24 protein-coding genes are annotated in these 24,793 nt (G+C 34.0%); 16 read left to right on the top strand and 8 right to left on the bottom strand.

From position 1 onward, the window contains the following. Positions 1–23: 23 nt before the first annotated feature. From EZJ43_RS09935 to EZJ43_RS09925, 3 genes are all read right to left on the bottom strand, one after another. Positions 24–458 (bottom strand): hypothetical protein, encoded by a 435-nt coding sequence (locus EZJ43_RS09935; protein ID WP_243718078.1) that lies wholly within the window; start codon positions 456–458, stop codon positions 24–26. A 130-nt stretch (positions 459–588) separates the two neighbouring features. Further along, on the bottom strand, positions 589–780 hold the full coding sequence (locus EZJ43_RS09930) for a YtxH domain-containing protein (protein WP_133262561.1): 192 nt from the start codon (positions 778–780) through the stop codon (positions 589–591). A 506-nt stretch (positions 781–1,286) separates the two neighbouring features. Beyond that, positions 1,287–3,263 (bottom strand): heavy metal translocating P-type ATPase, encoded by a 1,977-nt coding sequence (locus tag EZJ43_RS09925; protein WP_133262560.1) that lies wholly within the window; start codon positions 3,261–3,263, stop codon positions 1,287–1,289. A 454-nt stretch (positions 3,264–3,717) separates the two neighbouring features. On the opposite strand from EZJ43_RS09925, the gene EZJ43_RS09920 reads away from it, so the two are divergent. Further along, the gene (locus EZJ43_RS09920) at positions 3,718–4,494 is read left to right on the top strand and encodes a DUF2625 family protein (protein WP_207924606.1); all 777 of its coding nucleotides are present in this window, start codon (positions 3,718–3,720) and stop codon (positions 4,492–4,494) included. Between the two features lie 3 nt (positions 4,495–4,497). Here the strand turns inward: EZJ43_RS09920 and EZJ43_RS09915 are convergent, their stop codons facing one another. Beyond that, positions 4,498–4,836 (bottom strand): MmcQ/YjbR family DNA-binding protein, encoded by a 339-nt coding sequence (locus EZJ43_RS09915; protein ID WP_133262559.1) that lies wholly within the window; start codon positions 4,834–4,836, stop codon positions 4,498–4,500. A gap of 450 nt (positions 4,837–5,286) precedes the next feature. Between EZJ43_RS09915 and mnmD the strand changes: the two genes are divergently transcribed. The 7 genes from mnmD (at position 5,287) to EZJ43_RS09880 (ending at position 11,005) form a co-directional block, all read left to right on the top strand. Then, a complete protein-coding gene (gene mnmD / locus EZJ43_RS09910) occupies positions 5,287–5,946 on the top strand; it encodes a tRNA (5-methylaminomethyl-2-thiouridine)(34)-methyltransferase MnmD (RefSeq protein ID WP_133262558.1) in 660 nt (219 codons plus the stop codon). A 105-nt stretch (positions 5,947–6,051) separates the two neighbouring features. Beyond that, a complete protein-coding gene (locus tag EZJ43_RS09905; RefSeq protein WP_133262557.1) occupies positions 6,052–6,999 on the top strand; it encodes an aldo/keto reductase in 948 nt (315 codons plus the stop codon). Positions 7,000–7,059: 60 nt separating this feature from the next. Beyond that, positions 7,060–8,169, top strand: a complete 1,110-nt coding sequence (locus EZJ43_RS09900; RefSeq protein ID WP_133262556.1) for an AI-2E family transporter — start codon at positions 7,060–7,062, stop codon at positions 8,167–8,169. A gap of 1 nt (position 8,170) precedes the next feature. Next, a complete protein-coding gene (locus EZJ43_RS09895) occupies positions 8,171–8,467 on the top strand; it encodes a hypothetical protein (protein ID WP_133262555.1) in 297 nt (98 codons plus the stop codon). A 2-nt stretch (positions 8,468–8,469) separates the two neighbouring features. Further along, positions 8,470–8,919, top strand: a complete 450-nt coding sequence (locus tag EZJ43_RS09890) for a DoxX family protein (RefSeq protein WP_133262554.1) — start codon at positions 8,470–8,472, stop codon at positions 8,917–8,919. 65 nt (positions 8,920–8,984) lie between these two features. Further along, entirely contained in the window at positions 8,985–9,791 is an 807-nt protein-coding gene (gene mazG, locus EZJ43_RS09885; protein WP_133262553.1) for a nucleoside triphosphate pyrophosphohydrolase, read from the top strand. 29 nt (positions 9,792–9,820) lie between these two features. Next, entirely contained in the window at positions 9,821–11,005 is a 1,185-nt protein-coding gene (locus tag EZJ43_RS09880) for an ATP-binding protein (RefSeq protein WP_243718077.1), read from the top strand. Here the strand turns inward: EZJ43_RS09880 and EZJ43_RS09875 are convergent. Further along, a complete protein-coding gene (locus tag EZJ43_RS09875; RefSeq protein ID WP_133262552.1) occupies positions 11,000–11,383 on the bottom strand; it encodes a YchJ family protein in 384 nt (127 codons plus the stop codon). The two genes, EZJ43_RS09880 and EZJ43_RS09875, sit on opposite strands and share 6 nt — an antisense overlap. Positions 11,384–11,471: 88 nt before the next feature. Here EZJ43_RS09875 and truA point away from each other — a divergent pair, with 88 nt between their 5' ends. Next, on the top strand, positions 11,472–12,272 hold the full coding sequence (truA, locus tag EZJ43_RS09870) for a tRNA pseudouridine(38-40) synthase TruA (protein WP_133262551.1): 801 nt from the start codon (positions 11,472–11,474) through the stop codon (positions 12,270–12,272). Positions 12,273–12,516: 244 nt separating this feature from the next. Here the strand turns inward: truA and EZJ43_RS09865 are convergent, their stop codons facing one another. Further along, entirely contained in the window at positions 12,517–13,737 is a 1,221-nt protein-coding gene (locus EZJ43_RS09865; RefSeq protein WP_133262550.1) for an ABC transporter permease, read from the bottom strand. Between the two features lie 178 nt (positions 13,738–13,915). Here EZJ43_RS09865 and EZJ43_RS09860 point away from each other — a divergent pair, with 178 nt between their 5' ends. Further along, positions 13,916–15,157, top strand: coding sequence for an exo-beta-N-acetylmuramidase NamZ family protein (locus tag EZJ43_RS09860; protein ID WP_133262549.1), 1,242 nt, complete (start codon positions 13,916–13,918; stop codon positions 15,155–15,157). 175 nt (positions 15,158–15,332) lie between these two features. After that, positions 15,333–15,545: a hypothetical protein gene (locus EZJ43_RS09855; protein WP_133262548.1), complete on the top strand. Its 213-nt coding sequence runs from the start codon at positions 15,333–15,335 to the stop codon at positions 15,543–15,545. A gap of 69 nt (positions 15,546–15,614) precedes the next feature. Here the strand turns inward: EZJ43_RS09855 and EZJ43_RS09850 are convergent, their stop codons facing one another. Continuing rightward, positions 15,615–16,643, bottom strand: a complete 1,029-nt coding sequence (locus EZJ43_RS09850; protein ID WP_133262547.1) for a DNA topoisomerase IB — start codon at positions 16,641–16,643, stop codon at positions 15,615–15,617. A 90-nt stretch (positions 16,644–16,733) separates the two neighbouring features. On the opposite strand from EZJ43_RS09850, the gene fmt reads away from it, so the two are divergent. The 4 genes from fmt to EZJ43_RS09830 all read left to right on the top strand — a co-directional run bounded on the left by fmt (position 16,734) and on the right by EZJ43_RS09830 (position 22,246). Next, on the top strand, positions 16,734–17,642 hold the full coding sequence (fmt, locus tag EZJ43_RS09845; protein ID WP_133262546.1) for a methionyl-tRNA formyltransferase: 909 nt from the start codon (positions 16,734–16,736) through the stop codon (positions 17,640–17,642). Positions 17,643–17,775: 133 nt separating this feature from the next. Beyond that, positions 17,776–18,450 carry a response regulator transcription factor gene (locus EZJ43_RS09840; RefSeq protein WP_133262545.1) on the top strand — a complete coding sequence of 225 codons (675 nt, stop codon included), beginning with the start codon at positions 17,776–17,778 and terminating at the stop codon, positions 18,448–18,450. Further along, on the top strand, positions 18,447–19,733 hold the full coding sequence (locus tag EZJ43_RS09835; protein WP_133262544.1) for a sensor histidine kinase: 1,287 nt from the start codon (positions 18,447–18,449) through the stop codon (positions 19,731–19,733). The genes EZJ43_RS09840 and EZJ43_RS09835 overlap by 4 nt, the downstream gene beginning before the upstream one ends. Before the next feature lie 101 nt (positions 19,734–19,834). Then, a complete protein-coding gene (locus tag EZJ43_RS09830; protein ID WP_133262543.1) occupies positions 19,835–22,246 on the top strand; it encodes a TonB-dependent receptor domain-containing protein in 2,412 nt (803 codons plus the stop codon). Between the two features lie 82 nt (positions 22,247–22,328). Here the strand turns inward: EZJ43_RS09830 and EZJ43_RS09825 are convergent, their stop codons facing one another. Then, complete coding sequence (locus EZJ43_RS09825) at positions 22,329–22,835, bottom strand: FKBP-type peptidyl-prolyl cis-trans isomerase (protein ID WP_133262542.1); 507 nt, start codon at positions 22,833–22,835, stop codon at positions 22,329–22,331. Between the two features lie 413 nt (positions 22,836–23,248). Here EZJ43_RS09825 and EZJ43_RS09820 point away from each other — a divergent pair, with 413 nt between their 5' ends. Next, positions 23,249–24,319, top strand: a complete 1,071-nt coding sequence (locus EZJ43_RS09820; RefSeq protein WP_133262541.1) for an IS110 family RNA-guided transposase — start codon at positions 23,249–23,251, stop codon at positions 24,317–24,319. Positions 24,320–24,793 lie beyond the last annotated feature (474 nt).

Here is a 24,793-nt window from a genome sequence, read left to right as displayed (position 1 = left end):
GTTTAGTATTCGAAAGTGATTTATTAGAATTTGCTAGTAGAAAATATAACGTTTCCTGGATTTTCCACAATTGGATCATTCTCGGCAGTAATAAAAACCTTAATTGGTTTGTAAGGCGTTATAGCGCGCATTTCGGCTTTTAATAAACTAGAAAAATAGCCTGACGAACTTTTTAACTGACCAAGATTTTTTAAGCCATTTTCTTTGGTTTCCATCCAAACCACATAATATTTTTTTGATGGCGTTAACTTTGATGGTTCTGCTAAATTTACAATGTTGAAATCTAACTGATAATTTCCATTATCGTTTTTCGAAATTTTAACTTTTCCTTCAGCAGCGGGAACTACACTGGAGTTTTCAAAACGAACTTTTTTTGAGCATGCTGAAATGCTAAAAATTAAGACTAATGCTAATAGACTAAAAAAACTACTTTTTATAATTTTGTGATAATGATTCATGAATAAATAAATTTTGGAGTTTTAGGCTGATAAAACTGGTAGGTGATAATAAAACTAATCTCTAAATTGGAGGCAAGCGCAACTTAAAATATACAAAAAGAGGCAATCGCCTCTTTTTGTAGTTAAAAAACTAATCTGCGTTTCTCATCGCAAAATCAGCTTGTAAATCTTCTTTAAAGTTTTTAGCCTTATCTACCCACTCAGGTGCTTTTTCTTTTAAATCATCAACAATAGATTTTCCGGTAAGGTCATCTTTTTTAGTGATATATTTAATTGCACCGTAAACTGCGGCTCCAATTAATGCTGTTTTAAGTAATCCCATAGTTTTCCTTTTTTAATTAAATAACATGTTTTGCGCATTAAAGTTTTAAAAACACTTAAAATTTTCGGCAAATTATATCATACCATTAACACCTTATTGTATTGAATTTATTACTAAAATAATGATTAAGTTAAATTATGTTAAATTGAGAATTGAAATTTGTTAATCACAAATTAACCTGTACTTTTATCCCCTGAGAGCGTTAATTTAGATGCGGGGGTAGAACTTTATGTTCTTCCTCCGTTTTTTTTTGATCATTTTTAACGAGCGTTTTTGATAAAATCCCTCATCTATTCGCAAAGCAAAAAATATCTATTTCCCACACAATGTGTAAAAATATTTATTCTTTTAAAACCAATAAATCCTTATATTGTTATCACTTTAAAACAGACAAAAAAGTCCTGTGAGCGGGATATCCGCGGAGGGCAGGCACACCATAAATCTCTGAACCAGAAATTAGCAATAGGAAGAGGCACTTGTAAAGTTCTCTTCCTATTTTTTTAAACCTAAAATTTCATTTTTTGAATTCGCACGGCATTTAAAATAGCTAATAATGCTACACCTACATCGGCAAAAACTGCTTCCCACATGGTTGCAATACCACCAGCACCCAAAATTAAAACCAATGCCTTAACGGCAAATGCTAAGGCAATATTTTGAATAACAACATTTTTAGTGGCTTTTGCGATCTTTATTGCGGTTACAATTTTAGATGGTTGGTCGGTTTGTATCACTACATCTGCAGTTTCAATTGCTGCATCGCTACCCATCGCGCCCATTGCAATTCCAATATCACTTATGGCTAAAACAGGTGTATCGTTAATGCCATCGCCCACAAAAGCAATCACTTTATTGGTGTCTTTTTTAAGCTCTTCTAACTTTAACACTTTATCCTCTGGCAAAAGGTCTCCAAAATACTCATCAATTTTTAAATGTGCTGCTACTTTTTTTACAATAGAAGTTTTATCACCACTTAACATTACAATCTGTTTTATGCCATTTTCTCGAAGTTGCGCAATTGCCTGCACACCATCTTCCTTAATTTCATCAGCAATAATCACATAACCTACATATTTGCTATCAACAGCCAAAACCACAATTGCTTCATCTATTTTCTTTAATTCGCTATCAAATTGAATTTCAAATTTTTCGAGCAGTTTAACATTTCCTGCTAAAACCGATTTACCGTTTACCATGCCCTGCAAGCCCATGCCGGCAATCTCCTTAATTTCTTTGGCTTCAAAAACATGTTTAATATTTTCATAACCAATAATGGCTTTAGCAATGGGATGAGTCGATTTTGATTCTATTGCAACTAAGAACGACATAAATTCATCCTCATTAATATTGCTTTCTATCTTTTGAATGTTAAAAACGCCTTTTGTTAGCGTGCCCGTTTTATCCAATACAACGGTATTAACCTTCGTCATTAAATCTAAAAAATTAGATCCTTTAAATAAAATTCCGTGCGAAGATGCCGCACCTATTCCTCCAAAAAACCCTAAAGGAATGGAAATTACCAAAGCGCAAGGACAAGATATTACCAAGAAAACTAACGAACGGTAAAGCCATGTATGGAAATCGTATGCATTACCTAAAACTAAAATGGGTATAGTAACCAAAGCCAAGGCTAAAAAGAAAACAATTGGCGTATAAATTTTTGCAAACTTGCGGATAAAAAGTTCTGTCTTTGCCTTCCTTGAAGTGGCCTGCTGTACCATTTCCAAAATCCGAGACAATGCGCTATCCGCAAATAGTTTAGTCACCTTAACATCAATAACTTGTTCTAAATTAAGCATACCTGCTAAAACAATATCGCCTTTCAAAAGTGTTTTCGGTACGCTTTCGCCAGTTAGCGCAGCTGTATTAAAACTACCTTTATTAGAAACCAAAACACCATCTAGAGCAACTTTCTCCCCTGCTTTAATTTGAATGGTTTCATCGATATTTACTTTATCTGGCGCAACGCTAACATATTTATTGTCTCTAAAAACATTCGCAACATCTGCACGCACATCTAACAAAGATTTGATATTCCCCTTTGCCCTAGCAACAGCAGCCATTTGAAAAAGCTCGCCAATGGTGTAAAAAAGCATTACGGTTACGCCTTCGGGGTATTCTCCAATGGCAAAGGCACCAATTGTGGCTATAGACATTAAAGAAAACTCAGTGAAAAAATCATAAACTTTAAAGGTTTCCCAAACTTCTTTTAAAACAGGAATGCCAACAGGTAAATATGCCACTACATACCAATAAGGCTTAATAATTTGAAATGCAGCAAGCTTGAAAATATGTTCCAAAGCCAAGCCGATTATTAACATCGATAATGTAACTAAAGCAGGCAAGTAGGTTTTAAAAGTCGATGGATCTCCCTCGTGATTGTGATCGTGTCCGTCGCCGTTTTCATGATTATGCTCATTATTGTTTGACTGTGGTCTTTTTACACTGCAACAACTGTCTTCGGTATCGTGGTGATTACTCATTGTATTTTAAAGAAAAAGGAAGAATTATTAAAATTTATAATGCTGCACAAAAATAAGGTATTCAAAAAGATTTAAACGAGAACTTAAATAAGTTTAACAAAAGAGCTTATCAAAAGGTTGGAATTACCATCCTTAATCAGGTAAAAACCAGTAGCGAATAAATATCTATAAACGATTACACTAAATTAGTTTAACACTTGCACAATAAAATATGTTAAAAAATGTTAATTAAGATAGAAACATTAAAAAAATCATGAAACCATTAAAAACATTGTTTTTCCCGCTTGATTTATTGCGCCGTTTGGGTTTAAGTAAAATTTATTATTGGTTTAATAAGTAACCCTTATTAATATAAGATTATCATTTTATCGGCCTCCTATTTTGGAGGCTTTTTGTTTTTTAAATAATGCTTAGATAGATTAACATCCTATATTTGGAAAAACAATTCTTCAACATGAAAAATGCGCTTAAAACCATATTAATCCTTTGTAGTTTATTTATTACATCTATTTCGTTTGCTCAAAATGAAATGATAAGTTTAGAAAAGCTTATAAATAAAACGGATCCGGCGTGGCCGATTGTTAAATCATGGATAGACTCAGCCAAAAACAAAATTGATGTATTACCCGTCGATTCTGCAAAGGCAGATACAGCATTGTACGAATCGCAATTGAATACTTACAGCACATTAGGTTCGGTAATATACAATACAGGCGGTATTTTGGTAGATAACGGTTGGATTAGAATTTTAGGTTCGGGCAGTGAAAGATTAAACAGAACAGTGGCAGAATGGAACAAGGATAAAACCACGAAAAACTTTGGTGATAAACCACCCTATCTTCTAATTGCTGATGATGCTGTTGGTGGATTTTTTGCCATTAATTTGGGCGGTTTAGGAAAAGATATTAAAAACGTTTACTATTTAGAACCTAACACTTTAACTTGGCAACCGCTTGGTGCAGGTTATGGTGAGTTTCTTTTATTCTGCTTTGACAGTGATTTATCAAAGTTTTACAAAGGTTTGCGTTGGGAAAAATGGGACCAGTTTATTGCCAATTTAGATGGAAATAAAGTATATACCTTTCGTCCGTATTTATGGGAGCCAGCAACTAATATCGACAAATGTTCAAGAAAATTAGTTCCAATAGAAGAAATGTATAAATTTAACATAGAAAAATCGGAAGAGTTAAAGAATGCAGCAGTAATTAAAAAAGAGGAAATTAAAGAATAACTTTTACAGATATTTAGCCTGCAATTTTCTAGTTAATTTTGCCAAAACTAAGTTTCTAGATGCTGCTACCATACGGATTAATTCAAAATCGTTTAAAACAGCTAAGTTCGCAACTTGTATCCACTTTCGTTTTGCTAAATGATAGGCCTGTGCGATTCCATCCCTAGCTGTTAAAACATCAAAATCGTCAGGATTACATTTTATTGAAAACCTACTTCCACTTTCGATATCAATGATAACATAAATTTTTTCTTCGATCATAAAGCATAAATTCCCCCACTTCATCCCTTCAGTTGTACCAGGCAAACTCAAACAATAAGTTCTAAAAGATTCTATATCCATTTTAGATTAAGGATTAAAGAACAAAGATAAAAGACTTGAGGGGAAAAGCAGAAAGACTAAAGCAGAAAGACTAAAGCTTAAAGACCAAAGCTTAAAGCAGAAAGACCAAAGCTTAAAGTAGAAAGACTAAAGCTTAAAGCGGAAAGCTTAAAGCGTAAAGACTAGATGGAAAAAGCCCCTTTGGGGTTTGGGCATAAAACACCTAAAAATTCTCCATAAATTTATTGCACCTGCTAAAAGCCCCTTGGGGGTTTAGGCATAAAACACCTAAAAATTCTCCATAAATTTATTGCACCTGCTAAAAGCCCTTTTGGGGTTTGGGGATAAAACACCTAAAAATCCTCCTTGTATTTATTGCACCTGCTAAAAGCCCCTTTGGGGTTTGGGGATAAAAAATCTTGGGCTATCTTTACATCTTGATTGCTAAAATCTTTTAATTTAAAAAACTTGATGAACACCATTACACTTACAGCCGACGGATCAAATACGCTTTACAACGAAACTATTGGCGAGCATTACCACAGCAAACATGGTGCTTTACAAGAAAGTAAACACGTTTTTATTGATGCTGGACTAAAATTTGCGACCACGGATAAATCAGCAATTTCAATTTTAGAAGTTGGATTTGGAACGGGTTTAAACTTTATTTTAAGTTTAGATTATTGCACAAATAATGCAATTAAATTAGATTATACCAGCATAGAAGCATTTCCATTAACTGCAGAATTGATAGCACAAACAGCATATAACCAATATGTTCCGGCAACAATTTGGGATAGTTTTATTAACAATTATGACCAAGCATTAAAGCAAAAACAACCAATATCAGATTACTGCAACCTCGAAATCCCTCATATTACGCTATCAGCTTTTGCAACAAAAGAACAATTTGATCTAATTTATTACGATGCCTTCTCGGTGCAGCATCAACCAGAAATGTGGAGCGATGAAACAATTGCGCACGTGTGTACTTTCATAAAACCGGGCGGTGTTTTTGTTACTTATGCCATTACAGGAAAACTAAAAAGAGCTTTAAAAGCAAATGGTTTTACCATCGAAAAATTACCTGGCGCGCCTGGAAAAAGGGAAATGTTGCGTGCAATAAAGTGATGAGTGGTGAATCGTTTGGTAGCGGTTAAAAATTGACATATCTTCTACTACTTTTATAAAACTCAGAAAGGATAATTGTTGTTTATTCACCAAAATAATTTTACAATGGAAAAAAAGATTTTAGGCGGAACGGATTTAAATATTGCGCCAATTGTATTGGGCGGAAACGTATTCGGGTGGACGATAGACGAGCAACAATCGCACACTATATTAGATAATTTCGTAGCCGATGGTTTTAATTTCATCGATACTGCAAATATGTACTCCGTTTGGGCGCCAGGAAATAAAGGTGGAGAATCGGAAACCATTATTGGCAATTGGCTACAAAAAAGGAAGAAACGTAATGATGTCTATATCGCTACAAAAGTTGGTGGCGATTTAGGTTATGGAAAATCGCTAAAAAAAGATTACATCATCAACCAAGTAGAATATTCTTTAACACGCTTAAAAACAGATTATATCGATCTGTATTTCTCGCACTTTGATGATGAAACCACACCTGTTGAAGAAACTTTAGGTGCTTATGAAACCTTAATCAAGGATGGCAAAGTACGCTGGATCGGTGCCTCAAATTTTTCAGCTGCCCGATTGGAGGAAGCTTTATTATCATCTAAAAAAAACCAACTACCCCAATATCAAGTTTACCAGCCTGGGTATAATTTAATGGACAGACAAAAATTTGAAAGCGAGTATAAAAATATTTGTGCAGATTTTAACTTGGGCGTTGTCACTTACTTTTCGTTAGCGAGCGGTTTCCTAACCGGAAAATATCGCGATGAAAGTAAATTAGCAATAAGTGAACGTGGAAATGGTATGAAGAAATACCTAAACGAACAAGGATTTAAAGTTTTAAATGCGCTCGATGAGATTGCTGCACAACACCATACCAAGCCTGCATCTGTAGCTTTAGCGTGGCTAATGCAGCAACCTCAAATTACTGCGCCAATTGCAAGTGTTACAGGTTTAGAGCAATTAAAGTCGTTTACAGCAGCTGTTCGTATAAAGCTTACTGTTGGAAATGTTGCGTTGTTAAATAAAGCAAGTAGCTATTAAATTTAAATGGCAGATTTATAAAAATTAAATGGCATTTTTACAAAACAGAATTACACATTGATGAAAGACAAACTCTCTTTTTTACCAAAACTGGCACTCGTTCTGTTTTGTTTAATCAGTATAACCTACATTTTAATTTTAGGTCAGTCGTTATTGGCACCGCTATTTTTCTCTTTTTTAATGGCCATATTATTATTGCCTGTAGCCAATTATTTAGAGCAGAGATTTAGGTTTAAGAGGAGTTTTTCGACCATTGTTTCTGTCATTTTAATGATTGCCGTTATTGGTAGCATTTTATATTTCTTCGCCAACCAAATTAGCGATTTATGGGCCGATTGGCCATTATTAAAAAACAAGGCAAATGTTTCTTTCCACGAGTTGCAACACTGGATTTCTTCTACTTTTAATGTAAATGCCGAGAAACAACTTTCTTATTTAAACGATAGCACCGAAAAAGCTTTAGCAACTAGCGCAGCAATTGTTGCAACAACCTTGGCAACACTTTCTTCAACCCTAATGTTTTTAGGTTTTACCTTACTTTTTACATTTTTTATTTTAAATTATAGAAGAAAATTATTCACTTTTTTAGTGTCGGTTTTTAAAGAAGATTATAAAGAAAAAGTAGGTGAAATTGTTTCGCAAATTCAGTACATCATTAAAAAATACATCATCGGGCTTTTCTTGCAGATGCTAATTGTGACTACGTTATTGATGACCATTTTAAGTATTATGGGCGTTAAATACGCAATATTGCTAGGTTTAGTTGCTGGGATATTTAATGTAGTACCTTATCTAGGGATATTTTTCGCACTGTTAATTAGCTGTCTGATTACTTTTGCAACCGCCGGAGCAGGAAAAGTTCTACTCGTATTATTTGCATTTATTGGCGTACATGCTATAGATGGAAATATTTTGATGCCTTTAGTTGTAGGCTCAAAAGTAAAAATTAATGCATTAATTGCTTTTATTGGCATTGTTGTCGGCGAAATGATTTGGGGTATTTCTGGTATGTTTTTGTGCATTCCATATTTAGCAGTGGCAAAAATAATTTTTGATCGGGTTGATAATTTAAAGCCTTGGGGCATTTTAATGGGCGAAGGGCACAAACCAGAAAAGAAGCGACGCGTATATCGCATCACTAAAAAAATTAAGTTAGAGGAGCAAGAATAAAATGTCCGAAAACCGTTCACCACATATTCTTACCACTTCTGCCAACTTACTTGGTATTTGTTTTATCGTATTAACATCATTAAAAAAACTAAATTTATCTGATAACTCATTAATTGATGAATTTGCTGTTGTAGCAATCATTATTTTTATGACAAGTTGCATCCTATCTTTTATTTCGATGCGAAGAACGCGCTTGAAAAGTCAACAATTAGAAAAATTTGCAGATATAATATTTTTATCAGGACTGGTGGTTTTGTTTACCGCAACGCTATTAATCGCCTTTAACATCATCAGTTAAATTTGAAACCCTTAGTCATTTTACTGCTGTCGTTCGTGTGTTTATTATTAATTGGAAAATATACCGATAGCTACAAAAGCTCATTATTTGCGGGCAACTTTGCAATGAGTATTATGCTTCTTTTTACAGCGATGGGCCATTTTAAGTTTAAAACCAGTATGGCAGCAATGCTACCGCTATTTATCCCTAAAAAAACAAAAATTATTACTCTAACAGGTATTTTAGAGGTTTTATTTGCAATTGGTTTAAGTTTAGAAGTGACGAGATATTACACCGGATTAGCCATCATTCTATTTTTATTATTGATTTTACCCGCTAATATTTACAGTGCAAAAAATAAGATTAATTACGAAAATCTTTACAAAGCTGGTCCAGGCGTTAAATATTTATGGTTTAGAATTCCATTTCAATTTTTCTTAATGGCTTGGGTTTGGTATTTTAGCGTTCGATAAACAAGAAATTAAACCAAAACGGCGCTAAAATTTTATATTTTTTGCCGTGATATAAAAATAAAGAAATGCCTAACAATCCAATTCCAGCAAATGCTGGTAATCCAGCTGATGCTTTCAACCGGTTACTTACCGTTTTAGATACTTTGCGTACGCAATGCCCATGGGATAAAAAACAAACCATGGAAACCTTGCGCCATTTAACCATTGAAGAAACTTATGAGTTGAGCGATGCAATTTTAGAAGGCGATTTAAATGAAGTTAAAAAAGAATTAGGCGACGTGATGATGCATTTAGTTTTTTATGCTAGAATTGCCTCAGAAACAAATGATTTCGATATCGTTGATGTATTAAATGGTGTTTGCGATAAATTAATAAACCGCCACCCACATATTTACGGCGATGTTATCGTGCAAGATGAAAATGATGTTAAACGCAACTGGGAACAAATAAAACTTAAAGAAGGCAATAAATCTGTGTTAGCTGGCGTACCGTCATCATTGCCTGCATTGGTAAAAGCATCAAGAATACAAGAAAAAGCACGCGGTGTAGGTTTTGATTGGGAAAACAAAACAGAAGTTTGGGAAAAGGTTGAAGAAGAATTGCAAGAGTTTAAAAACGAATTTAATGTAACCGATCATACAGCCATCGATGCAGAAAAAGCAGAGGCTGAATTTGGAGATGTTCTTTTTTCGTTGATTAATTACGCTCGATTCATCAACATCAACCCAGAAAATGCATTGGAAAAAACCAATAAAAAGTTTATAAAACGCTTTCAGTATTTAGAAGAAAAAGCAAAACAAAATGGAAAAGCACTAGCCGATATGACGCTTACCGAAATGGATGTATATTGGAATGAGGCTAAGAAGTTGTAGATTAAAATTATCAAAATCGCAAATTTAATATGAATTTTGCGATTGTATTCGCAGAATTTATATTAAATTTGCGATTACATACTTATATCATGATTTCAAGAGCTATATCATCATCAGTTCAAAAACATTTAAAAGATGCAAAAGCCATTATTCTTTTAGGTCCAAGACAAGTTGGAAAAAGCACGCTATTGCAACAGCTTTCTAATAAATTTGCTCAACCTATAATTTGGTGGAACGGAGATGACGCTGATATTAGAAGCATATTATCAAATACAACATCAACATCGTTACGTTCTCTCTTGGGAAAAGCAAAGACACTAATTATTGATGAAGCACAGAGAATTGATAACATAGGTTTAGCTATAAAATTAATAATAGATCAATTAAAAGATGTAAAAGTAATAGCAACAGGCTCATCTGCATTTGAACTTGCAAACCATATAAATGAACCATTAACGGGGAGAAAATGGGAATATCAATTATTTCCATTTTCGTTTGGAGAGATGGTTGAAGAACATGGTGTAATAAATGAAAAAAGACTTTTAAATCATCGATTAGTATATGGCTACTATCCTGAAATTGTAAATAATCCTGGTGAAGAAGAAATAAGGCTTAAACAGTTATCTGATAGTTACTTATATAAAGATATTTTAACTTGGGAGAAAATCCAAAAGCCAGAAAAAATGGAAAAATTAATTCAAGCTTTGGCTTTTCAAGTTGGCAATGAGGTTTCTTACAGCGAACTCGGACAAATCACAGGTTTAGATAATCAAACAACAGAAAGATATATTGGGTTATTAGAAAAGGCTTTTATTGTTTTTAGGTTAGGTGCTTTAAGCAGAAATTTAAGAAATGAATTGAAGAAAAGCAGAAAGATATATTTTTATGATAATGGAATAAGAAATGCAGTAATAAACCAATTTAGTCCGGCAACACTTAGGCAGGATATTGGAGCACTTTGGGAGAACTTTGTAATTAGTGAGCGGGTTAAATTTCTTGCTTATAGCGAGATTAATTGCAATCAATATTTTTGGCGTACACATGCACAACAAGAAATAGATTACATAGAGGAGCGAAATGGATTAATGAAAGCTTATGAGATAAAATGGAATTCAAAATCAACAGCAAAATTTCCGAAATCGTTTTTAGAAGCTTATAAGAATGTAGAAACAAAAATAATCACACCAGAAAACATCACCCAATTTCTATTATAAATAAAACTCACCATCAACATAATACCACAATCCATTTTCTAATTTAAAGTTAGATTTTTCGTGCAAAACTGCTGTTTTCAAATGGCTATTTAAATAATACGCTTTAAATTCAACCACATCAAAATCTGCAAAAAGTATTTCTAACTTAACCCACTTTGTATTTTTAGCACTTTTTAAGTAGCTTTTTCTAGAATTTTCTCCTCTTTTGGTCGGAAAAGTAGTTTCATATAAATAATCTGCATTTTGAACTACAAAAGCAGTATATCTCGATCGCATTAAAGCTTCGGCGGTTGGCGCAACTTTCGTTTTAAGGTGGTAAGGCTCGCAACAATACTTGTAAGCTAAAAAGCTACCGCAAGCACAAATCGAATTATCCATAATTGAGTTTTAAAAAATAATCTCCACAACAAAATTAGGATTAAATATTACGGACGCTAAAATTTTAGTAAAATTGCATTAAATTATAATGAGATATTTTTTTCACATCGCCTATCAAGGTCAATATTTTAGTGGTTGGCAACGTCAACCCGATGCTAAAAGCGTGCAAGAGGTTATTGAACAGGCTCTTTTTAAAATCTTTAAAATAGCGATTCCAATTTATGGCTGTGGGAGAACAGATGCGGAAGTACATGCAAGTCAGTTCTTTTTTCATGTTAATTTGGCAAAAGAATTTGACTTTGATTTACTATTTCGTTTAAACAAAGTTTTGCCAGATAGCATTGCTGTTTTTGACATTGTAAAAGTTGAACCCAAAGCACACGCACGTTTTGATGCTGTGCAGCGTAAATACGATTACTTCATTCATACTTATAAAGACCCATTTTTAAGTAATCAAAGTTCTTTTTATCAAGAAAGTAATCTTGATTTAAATCAGATGAAATCGGCTGTAAACTTGTTAACAAAATATAAAGATTACCGTGCTTTTTGTACGCATCCAAATAAATACGAACATACTAACTGCAACGTAATGGAAGCAGATTTGCTCGTAAACGACAAAGAAGATAGAATCCGCTTCCACATTGCCAGCAACCGTTTTTTAGGTAAAATGATCCGTATTATTGTAGGTCAGCTAATAAAAATTGGCAAAGGCGAACTTAGTATTGATGAGTTTGAAAGCCATTTTATTAACTTAGAAATCGACAATGTAGTTGCTCCTGCTCGTCCTACGGGATTATATTTATCAAAAGTTACCTATCCGTATTTAAACCTTGCGCCACGTACCGATTTAGTTTCGGTAATGGAAGGAACGAGTTGGGTTTCGATTTAGGGTTTTTTACTGAAGATTTTACCACAGATAAAAAGGATGAGCACAGATATTAGGTGAAACAGCTGATCTTTTTTAACGGTAAACGAGCTTAGGGCGTTTTGCATTTAGCCGATAATAGCCATACTAGCCAAAGTTAAATAAACCCGATTGACGCGGTAAACGAACTTTTTCTGCGAAGTTTTTAGCAAAAAGCGGGGCTGATGAATCCGATGATTACAGGAACTTGCTTTTCTAATAAATCTCTCTATTTAAACCTAATTGCCTTTAATGGCGAAACTTTGCTAATCAATAGCGATGGAATAATTAGCACAACTAAACACACAACCACGGTAATTATGTTCAGCAATACCACATCAATAAAATGGATCTCGATGGGTACATAAGCTAAAAAATAATTGGTTTGGTTGAGTTTAAAAATATGGGTGTATTGTTGTAGAAAACCCAATCCTAACCCTAAAATATTACCGAAAAGCAAGCCAATTCCTATTAAATAGACCGCGTTAATTAAAAATATTTTCATAATACTAAAGTTACTCGAGCCGAAAGATTTTAACATTCCAATCATATTGGTTCGTTCTAAAATCATAATCAGTAAAGCAGTTACCATATTAATTACGCCAACAATTAGCATTAACACTAGCAATACGTTGGTGTTCACATCTAAAAGCGCCAGCCAAGTAAAAATATTTGGAAAATTTTCTCTAATGGAAAACGAACGAAGATTGGTTGGCAGATTATCAAAAATATCATCCGATACCGTTTTAAGATTATTGAAATCTTTAATTTTAATTTCAATACCGCCAATTTGATTGGATTGCCAATTGTTTAATCGCTTAACAATATTAATATCGCCCAAAACAAAACCTTTATCAATTTCTTCTACGCCAATATCGTAAACCCCAACAATTTTGAACTTTCTTTTACGAGGCGGATCCTGCACAAAATACATGATAAAACTATCGCCAGTTTTAAGCTTTACGCGGTTCGCCGTGTAGCTAGAAATTAAAAGCTCTTGCATCGCCTTAGCGCTATCGCTAAAATTTATCGTTCTACCGCTTATTAGATGATCCTTTATGTAAGCCCAATTGTAATTTTTATCTACTCCCTTAAAATTAATTCCTTCAATTTCCTTATTAGCCGAAATTATTGCCGGTTTAGTGGCTATTGGGTAAAAAGTTGTTATGTTAGGATTACTTTTTAATTTTTTTTGCGTTTCTGCATCCAAAATAAAAGGCGAATGCTCAAAAGAATTATTCAAATCGTACCGAATCACTTGAACATCACCCAAAAAGCCTCGAACTTTATCTTGAATTTCAGTTTTAAAACCTTTAATAATAGCAATCGACAAAATCATAACGGCCAAACTAAGCATCACTCCCGCTATCGCAATGCGAACAATGAGCTTTGAAAAAGTTCGTTCTGATTTAATGGCTATCCTACTGGCTATAAAATATTCGAAATTCAAATTACGTAGTTTTACTTGTTCGCAAAAATGAGGATTTGCTTTTATAATAAGACATTTTATTTGATAAAAAATTGTGCGTTGATCCTTCGAAAACCCAAAAATTAACTACATTTCAAACTTTTTTGCCTATAATGGTTGAAACTTGTTATCTTAAATCAAAATTTGAATTTATTGATATATGAACATATACAATCACTTAATATTATCTTTTTTAATTAGTTTTTCTGCATGTGGCCAGCAAAAAAAAGCAGTTAATGAAAAAATACAGCACCAAAAAATGGATGTTGTCACATCCGTACTGAAAACTGGAGCAGCGCAAACTGAAAAATATCTACCTCTGCTAACAGGTAAGCGTGTGGGCATGGTTGTTAATCCAACATCAATAATTGGTAATCAAACAGTTGTTGATAGTTTACTAAAAAGAGGCATTAAAATTGAAAAAATATTTGGTCCCGAGCACGGTTTTAGGGGTGATGCAAGTGCAGGCGTATCCGTAAATGATGCGGTGGATGTGAAAACTGGCATCAAAGCCATTTCGCTTTATGGCAAACACAGCACGCCAACTGCAGAGGATTTAAGTGACATCGACATTATGATTTTTGATATTCAAGACGTTGGCGTTCGTTTTTATACTTACATAAATACGTTGCAGTACGTAATGGAAGCTTGCGCAGCCAATAATAAAACGCTTTTAATATTGGATAGACCTAACCCAAATGGTTATTTAATTGATGGGCCAATTTTAGATCCAAAATTCAAATCGGGTATTGGTTTACAGCCTATTCCAATTTCACATGGTTTAACGGTGGGTGAATATGCGCAAATGTTAAACGGCGAAGGTTGGCTTAAAAATAGTGTAAAATGCAAGATAAACATCATTAAAATGGTCAATTACGATCATAATATGGATTATATTCTTCCTATCAAACCATCGCCAAACTTAAATACCCAGCAATCTATCATGCTTTACCCAAGCACCTGTTTATTCGAAGGCACTTATATAAATCTGGGCAGAGGCACTAAATACCCATTTACCGTACTTGGCGCACCTTATTTAAAAGACAAATACGATTTTTCTTTTACTCCAAAAAGTATAAAGGGAATGGCTGAAACGCCACTATTTCAAAACCAAACTTGCTATGGATTAGATTTAAGAAATTATAATGTTGCACTTTTAAAAAAAACCAAACAACTTAACATCAGCTGGCTAATTGAATTATATAATGCATCGCCAAGAAGAGAAGATTTTTTTAATAATAAATTGAGCAAAGAAATGGGCATAATAGAACGATTAGTTGGTGTAAAAGATTTTAGAGAACAGGTAATTGCTGGCAAAACTGAAAAGGAAATTAGAGCAAGTTGGGCACCCGGATTAAACGCCTACAAAACAATGAGAAAGAAATATTTGCTTTATAATTAGGCCGAATTTTAGGCGAATAATTGTGTTACTAAAATGTGATTATTTGTAAATTGAATTTATCACCCAAGCAGATTATTAAAACAATGAAGATTGAAAGTTTGTTACTAACATAGCATAAAAAAATGGACTAATAATTTGAATAGACCATTATTGCAGATTATTAAAAATTAAGATTATGAGCAACGGACCTAAAACCACAAACAATAATCCTGGTAGCAATTACGAAGAAGAGGTACCAAAAGGACGCGAACCATTGGACCATAAAACCGTTAGAAAGGAAAACGATACAGTGCCAAACCTGCCTCCAAAATCTGAAAATCCAGCAAAAACTAGAGAATTGGAAGAGCAACCTGTGCATTCAATTAAAGAAGCACCAAAAGAGCAGTAACACTTATCTCGGCTTTTATAAAAAAAAATGATCTTAATTTAAAAAACTAAGATCATTTTTTTTGGTAAATTATTTCGAATTTGCCCTTAAAAAAGAAAGCAAAACTTTCTCTTCATCTGCTAAGCTTTGTGTGGTACTCATTTTTTTAATATACTTTTCCAATTGGTTTTCCTCAAACGCAGTTATCAATAAAGGATAAACGTACGAACTTTTACATACTGCCCGTGTGTTGCCAAGTTTACTCGCTACGCAATCTAAAACAGAGATGACAGCTTTTTTCGAATTAAGTTTTTCGTCTTGATTAACGTTACATTTTGCAAACTGTTTTAAGGCCTCTAAAGTTCCTCCCCAGGTTCTAAAATCTTTTGCTGTAAAATCGTTTCCGGTAATTTCTTTAATATAATTATTGATTTTGCCCGAGTCAATCCCTCGATGTTCTTTACCATTTACATAGAATTGAAAAAGTTCTTGTCCGGGTATATCACGACATTGCTTTACCAATTTTGCCAAATTTCGGTCGTTAAGTAATACGCTTTGTCGAACGCCTTTTTTACCAATAAAATCCATGGTAATTTTAGCGCCGTCAATTTTAACATGTTTATCGCGCAAGGTTGTTAAGCCAAAAGAGCCGTAAAGTTGCTTATAACTCTCATTGCCTACACGGATTAAGGTCTTTTGCAAAACATCAACAGAAATTGCGAGTACTTTTCTTTCATCGAAATCTTTTCTTTTTAAATCTTTTGCCAAGGCCAATCTTGCTTTTGGCAACGCTTTACCAAATTCTAATAATCGATAATATTTATAATCAGATCGACGGGTTGTCCATTTTGTATGGTAGCGGTACTGCTTTCTCCCTGCGGCGTCAATTCCTGTAACCTGTAAGTACGCATTTGGCTTATTTGCAATCCACACATTTTGCCATGCTGGCGGAATAACCAAAGCTTTAATGCGACTTAAATGCTTCTCATCGGTTATTTTTTCGCCGTTTTTATCTTCATAGTAAAATTTTCCAGCATCGCCCTTACGGTAAAACCCGGGTGTGCGATCGGTTACATATACTAAACCGTGTTCTTTTACAACCTCTTTGCCCTGCACCATTTTTAAAGGAATTGGATCATTAATTTTTAGTTATTTTGTAAAACCTAACGAACTTACAATCGTTATTTTTTGAAATTAAACAACACTAATATGAAAATAGTTTTTATGGGTACGCCAGATTTTGCCGTTGCTTCTCTTGATGCTTTGGTTAAGGCTAATTTTGAGGTAGTTGCCGTTGTAACTGCACCAGACAAACCCGCCGGACGAGGACAAAAATTACAAGAAAGTGCCGTGAAAAAATATGCGGTGGAGCATAATATTCCAGTTCTTCAACCCGAAAAACTAAAAAATCCTGCTTTTTTAGCTGAATTAAAAACGTACCAAGCCGATTTACAAGTTGTTGTTGCTTTTAGAATGCTACCAGAAGTAGTTTGGGCAATGCCAGAAAAAGGCACAATAAACTTACATGGCTCACTATTGCCACAATATAGAGGCGCAGCGCCAATTAATCATGCTATAATTAACGGCGAAAAAGAAAGCGGTGCAACAACATTCTTTTTAACCCACACCATCGATACAGGAGATATTATTTTAAGCGATAGCGTTGCGATTGATGATGATGAAAGTGCTGGCGATTTACACGATAAATTAATGGATGTAGGCGCAAAACTTTTAGTTAAAACCGTCGCAAAAATTGCAAGTGGAGATTATAAAGAGCAACCACAAACCAAAAGTGACCATTTACAACACGCACCCAAAATTTTTAAGGAAGATTGTAAAATCAATTGGAACCATCCTGTAAAAAAGGTTTACAACCAAATTCGAGGTTTAAGCCCATACCCTACTGCTTTTACTTTTCTTAACGACAAAACACTTAAAGTTTTTAAATCAGAAATTGAAAATACAAAACCAGAAATAAAAACTGGAGAATTTTTAACCGACGGCAAAACTTTCCTAAAATTTGCAACGGCGGATGGTTTTATTAAGCTTTTGGATATTCAGTTTGAGGGCAAAAAAAGAATGTTGATAGAAGACTTTTTACGGGGAATGAGGTTGTGATATTCGATATTCAAAAATTCACAGGGTAATATGCTAAACCGAAAGGAAAACAGAAACTTCGATTTTATAAAATTAATTGGTAACGAAGTCTAAAATTCAAAAAAAATTCAAATTTGCCACATAAAATTGTATTATGAAAATTTTAATTGTTGAGGATGAAACTGAATTGGCGCAGAGTATTGCCGATTACTTATCAGAAGAAAACTACCTGTGCGAATTTGCCATCAACTTTAAACAAGCTTTAACCAAAATCGAAACCTATAATTATGATTGCATTTTATTAGACATTATGTTGCCTGATGGAAACGGAATGGCGATTTTAGAAGAATTAAAAAAGCAGGGTAAGCAGGATGGCGTTATTATCATATCTGCAAAAGATGCCTTAGATGATAAAATAAAAGGTTTACAATTGGGTGCTGATGATTATTTAATTAAACCGTTTCATCTTTCGGAACTTGCTGCAAGGATCTATTCACTTATCCGCAGAAAACAATTTGGAAATTCTAACACGTTTTTTCAAAATGAACTGCAGATTGATTTACTAGCCAAAACCGTTTTAGTAAATGGTAAAATTATCAATTTAACTAAAAAAGAGTTTGATCTTTTACTCTATTTTATTGGCAATAAAAACAGAATAATTTCTAAAAGTACACTAGCAGAACATCTATCGGGAGATTTTGCCGACATGTTAGATAACCACGATTTTATTTATGCGCACATTAAAAACCTGAAAAAGAAACTTAAAGAGGCGGGTTGCGATACCTATTTAAAAACCGTGTACGGTACAGGTTATAAATGGGAAGTATGAAAAAGTTATTAAACAAAACACTAAGAACGTTTGCCATTTATTCGCTATTTGTATTGGCAACAAGTGTACCTGCATACTATTATGTTGTTGATTTTATTTGGTTAAACGAACTTGATGAACACAATGAAATTATAGCCCATCGCATTGAAAATGGCTTAAATAAATTAAACCTATCGCAAGCAGAACTTGATCAAAGTATAATTTTATGGAATAAAGTACAGCCGGGAAGTAATTTAGAAAAAGCCGTAAATACATCAAATACCAAACCTCAAATTTACACCATTTCAAAGCAAAAACCTTTTAGCAATGTTAACAACCTAGGGCGTTTTAGGTGTTTAAAGAAAAATATTGAAATCCAAAAAGAGCCTTTTATTTTAACCATTGAAACAAATGTTGAGGAAACAGAAGAAACCGTTGTAGCAATTGCGATTATTACCTTCTTATTCTTCATCCTTTTAGTTGCGGGATTTTTGTTTTTAAATAGGCGATTATCAGTTCGTTTGTGGAAACCTTTTAGAGATACTTTAGCCAAGTTAAAAACCTTCAACCTTAATAATCAATCGATAATAACCTTCGAAAAAACCGATACGTTCGAATTTGAGGAACTCAACGATGCGCTTACTAAGCTTTTGCAACACAATATATCCGTTTACAATAGTCAAAAAGAATTTACAGAAAATGCTTCGCACGAATTGCAAACGCCATTGGCAATTATTAAAAATAAATTGGATTTATTGATCCAAAATGAAACGATAACCGCCAGACAATATCAAATAATTGAGGAAATAAATAGGGCATTAACTCGCATTACGCGGATTAACAAAAATTTATTGTTGCTCGCAAAAATTGAAAATAAACAATTTAATGCACACGAGAATATCAATTTCAGCCATTTGGCTAAAAGCTGTATAAATCAACTTAAAGAACACTCGGATAACAAACAAATAGCTGTACAAATAAACATAGCGCCCGATGTGATTGTTGATGGAAACAGAACATTGATTGAGATGCTGTTAAACAACTTGCTGTTAAATGCAATCCGCCATAATACACAAAACGGAACCATAACAATCGCAGTTAACCACCACCAACTTATCGTATCTAATTCAGGCAGTAAAGCACTAAAAAATGATGCCTTATTTAAGCGTTTTGCAAATTCCTCAAACGAAAAATTTGGTAGTGGCTTAGGCTTGGCAATTATAAAACAAATATGCATTCGCCATCAATGGGCTATTGGCTATCATTTTGATGGATCTGAACATCAATTCACTATTCAATTTTAAAACACTTAATTTTTTTATCCTTTTTAGGAATTACTTTTTGGTCATTCAGAATTTATTCAAAATTCGACTGCAGTTTTGCATTAAATAAAAATTTTAAAACGATGCTAAAAAAAACATTCATTTTTTCCGTAATTATTTCCACACTCTACACGTGTATTTCTTATGCACAAACTAACGTAACCATTTCTGGTTTGATAAAAGATAAGCAAACAAAAATTACTTTGCCGTACGTAAACATTGTTTTAAAAACCGAAAAAGACAGCACCTTTTTAACTGGCACGGTAAGCAATGTTGAAGGCAGATTTTCGCTACCAAACATCAAATCAGGAAATTATTTACTTGAAATTTCTTACATAGGGTACAAAAAACATAAACAAGCATTATTTGTTGGTAACCTGAGCGAATTTTTAGACATTAACGCCATAGAAATTGAGGAAAATACCACATCGCTAAACGAAGTTGTTGTTACAGCTAAAACAAATGAGATTAGCGAAAAGATGGATAAAAAAACATTCTCATTAAAAGATAACATCAGCCAAAACGGCGGTTCGGTTTTACAGGCCATGCAAAACCTACCGAGCGTAACCGTACAAGATGGGAAATTACAACTACGCGGAAACGATAAAATTACAGTCCTTATCGACGGTAAACAAACTGCAATTACCGGCTTTGGCAATCAATCTGGGTTAGATAATATTCCCGCGTCGGCGATAGAGAAGATCGAAATTATCAACAATCCATCTGCTAAATATGACGCAAATGGGAATGCTGGAATTATCAATATCATTTATAAAAAGAATAAAAAAGATGGTTTTAATGGGAAAATAGGATTTACAACTGGCGCCGGTGCATTATGGATTAAAAAAGAAAATTTGCCAACAATTACGCCTCAATACACTTTTACACCAAAAATAAATCCAACTTTATCGTTAAATTATAGAAAAAATAAGGTAAATATTTTCTTTCAAGGTGATTATCTCTACAACGAAACCCTTAACAAAAATGAGTTTTTGACACGAAGTTTTGATAACGGAAGTGTTATAAATTCACAACTAAAAAGAAATAGGAATACACACTTTACTACCCTAAAATCTGGTGTAGATTATACGTTCGACGATCAAAATACGTTAACCGCTTCTCTCCTTTTTGGGAACGAAAAAATAATCGATCGTGGAGACCAACCTTTTTTCAATAAAGATTTTTCGCAACGACAAAGACTTTGGCAATTTTTAGAAGATGAACTAAAAACAACTGTAATGGCCACGACAAGTTATCAGCATAAATTTAAAGAAGCCGGACATTTATTCAATGTGGGTTTTAATTACACTTTTCATAGGGAAGATGAAAAATATTTTTATGATAACTTTTTGCCAACTTCCAAAGGTACAGATGCTTTCAAATTATTATCAGACGAAAAAGTATATGATTTTAATTTCGACTACATAAAACCACTTAAATATGGAAGAATGGAAATGGGCATAAAACTTCGGAATAGAAATATACCTACAGATATGCTATTTATTCCTGGTATAAATTCGGTTTTAGATAATAACGCTGGCGGTAAGGCAACTTACAACGAACTTATACCGGCACTTTACGGAAATTATATTTTCGAAAATAATAATTGGGAAGCAGAGCTGGGTTTAAGGGTTGAATATGTAAAAATTCAATATGACGTAAACCCTAACCATAATGTATATAAAAGTGACGGTTACAATTACACGCAACCGTTTCCAAATCTTCGTATAGCCTATAAAATTAACCAAAACAACAAACTTTCTGTATTTTATACAAGAAGAGTAGATAGACCCAATGAGGTAGATATTCGTATTTTTCCAAAATATGATGATGCGGAAATTATTAAAGTTGGGAACCCTAATTTAAGGCCACAATTTACAAATTCGGTAGAGTTGGGCTATAAAAAAAGTTGGGGAAATGGAAACTTATATAATGCAATTTATCATCGCTTTGCTGATGGAACGATTACAAGAATATCGAGCAATATTGGCACAGATAATATCATATACGCTATTTTTCAAAATGTAAATAGAAGTTATAATACCGGCATTGAAACAGTTTTATCACAAAAAATATCAAAACTGTATGCATTCAATATTAATTTTAATGCTTACCGAAACCAGATTGATGCCTTTACAGTTGAAAACAAATACCCTGTACTAAATACATTTACAGCGGCCAAACAAAAAATAATATCAGGTAATATTAAACTTAATAACACCTTTCATTTTCAGAATGGAATTGATGCGCAATTAACCGCTGTCTATTTAGCACCAGATATTATTCCTCAGGGTAAAATAAACTCTCGGTTTTCTTTAGACCTTGGGGCTAAGAAATCGATTCAGAAAGGAAAAGGCGAATTATTTTTAAACGCAACCGATTTGTTAAATACTATGGTAATTAGAAAACAGGTAAACGGGCAAAATTTTAATTATGTGAGTGCTGATTACTATGAAACACAAATAGTTCGATTTGGTTATAGTTTTAAATTTTAATTAAAAAAATGGCTTTGAAAATTAATTCAAAGCCATTTTTTTTCAACTTCACATCACTACAAAACTTATCAGTTAAAATTTACTAGTGTTCTTCATGTCCATCTGCACCATGCGCATGACCATGAGTCAACTCCTCTGGTGTGGCTTCGCGAACACTTAAAATTTTACCGGCAAATATTAAGTTTTTACCAGCCATTGGGTGATTCAAATCAACAGAAATAGTTTGTTCGTGTACAGCAGTTACGCCAGCTCTAAATTGGTTCCCGTTATTATCCTGCAAAGGAATAACATCACCAACATTTGGCGCTTCAGCACCTTGCTCGGTAAACATAGAAATAGGTAAATCGGCAAATGCACCTGGATCTTTCTCTCCGTAACCATCTACAGCCGATAATTCAAAGCTATACTCATCGCCAACAGTTAAACCTGTTAAATGCTCTTCGAATTTTGGCAACATCATGCCAACACCGTATAAAAATACTAAAGCATTTTCTTCATCGGCCTTTTCAACAAAAACTTGTTGTCCTTCTTGGTTGGTCGTATGTAGTTCGTAAGTTAAAGATACGACCGTGTTTTCTGAAATATTCATCTAAATTGTTTTATTGTAAATATTTTAATGCTTCCCCAACAGAATTAACTGGCAATTGGCACATTTTATTTTGCAAATATCATCTAATGTGATTTTACGCTAATAGCGCAAAGATAATCTAATTATTAATTTAACAAAGAAAGTGTTTAAATCCTAAATAGGCAAAATACGCTGTAAATGTGGGCATGTATTTCTATTAGGTAATTTTCCGAAGTTAATTCTCAGCGGTTTTTCGGTTTAGATTGACTGATGATGTTTTGGGTATTGGCATAGTGGCCGATTTTGGAGCACAAATATTCAATTTTGCACAAAAGTTCAATTGAAAAACTGAACTTGAAATTAGCACGAAACCCGCCATATTGCCAAGCACCCATGTAAAAGCAGTAAATTTATATAACCAAAACCGCAAAATCATGGAAACACAAACTACTGCTTTACCAAATCTATTCATTGGCATCGACATACACAAGAAAACTTGGTCTATTCACATAAAAAGTGATATCAGCGACCACAAATCTTTTACCATGCCCGCAGAGCCGAAAATCCTATTTGACTATGTGGATAGTAACTTTCCTACCTATCAGGTAAACCTGGTTTACGAGGCAGGCTGCTGTGGCTTTAGTGCAGCCAGGTATTTTTTGCAACTTGGTTGGACAGTTACTGTGGTTAACCTTGCAGACATCCCGACCAGCAACAAACAATATTACCAAAAAACAGATCAGTTAGACTGCCGCAATCTGAGCAAACAGCTAGCTCTTGGTCAGCTTAAGGGAATACACATTCCTTTAGCAGAAGAAGATGAACTGAAAAGTCTTTTAAGACATCGGGCAGGAGTTACCCGCCAGCTTCGTGCTGCAAAAACCCACATCAAAAGTTTACTGCTCTATCAGGGTATCGTTATACCGCCCGAGCACGATAATGCCAACTGGACCAAGAGTTTTATTGCTTGGTTAAAAAATTTGCAGTGGCAAACTGTAAGTGGCAAATATTGTTTAGAAAGCAAGTTGCGCACTTATGAATTTATCTATGGCGAATACCTGGAACTGGCCAATCAGCTGCGCAGCTATTGTCGCAAACATTATAAAAAAGATTATTACCTTTTAAAAAGCATACCCGGAGTTGGAGGTTATTTGGCAGCAGCATTACTTGCCGAACTGGGAGACATTAGAAGGTTTAGCAATGAAGCTAGTTTTGCCAGCTATATTGGCATGGTGCCAATGATGCGCAGTAGCGGAGGTACAGAAAATGTATTTGGCATTACCCCACGCTGCCGTGGCCTGCTGCGCAGTTATATTATAGAAAGTGCCTGGGTGGCATTAAGGATAGATCCGCAGATGCAGCTCTACTACCGCACCCATATTGGTAAAAACCCAAAGAGCATCATCGTTAAAATAGCAAGAAAACTGTTAAACAGAATACTATCGGTAATTAAAACAGAAACGCCCTATCAAAACAATTATCAAAAAACATTGGTTATGACATAGAAAAAAGAGGAAAGAAATTAGAGAAGAATAGTTGTTAAAAGCTCATCAAAAAAACAAGATTCAGACTACAAAACATCGGTTGTGGAGCCTACGGTTGTCACATTGCCAAGCAGGTAGCTGTTTTTTAAAATCTTTAAAACCATACGGGTGCTTGTGGATAGCAATATACCACACATAGGAGCCTGAGCTTAATGATTATTGAGGTGTTTGAGGAGCATTAATTTAGCCCTCAAAAGCCCATTTATTGGATTACTAAAAAGAATTATTAACTTGGTTCTAAGAAAACTGCTTTACATAGGAACCGATGTTGTGTGCAGGCTAATTGCTTATCTTTTTAGTTTATTTTGTTGGGAGTGTAACTTGAACTGTGTCATTATCTAAATTAATGCTTCTCAGGAGCTACTGTTTTCTTTCAGTATTCGCTCACCAAATTTAATATAAAGTTGTGAAAATGCCAAGCCCCAATTATGGATC

The sequence above is a fragment of the Pedobacter changchengzhani genome (assembly GCF_004354365.1).
In the GTDB taxonomy this organism is placed as follows: domain Bacteria; phylum Bacteroidota; class Bacteroidia; order Sphingobacteriales; family Sphingobacteriaceae; genus Pedobacter; species Pedobacter changchengzhani.
This window is presented reverse-complemented; position numbering and strand designations above follow the sequence as displayed.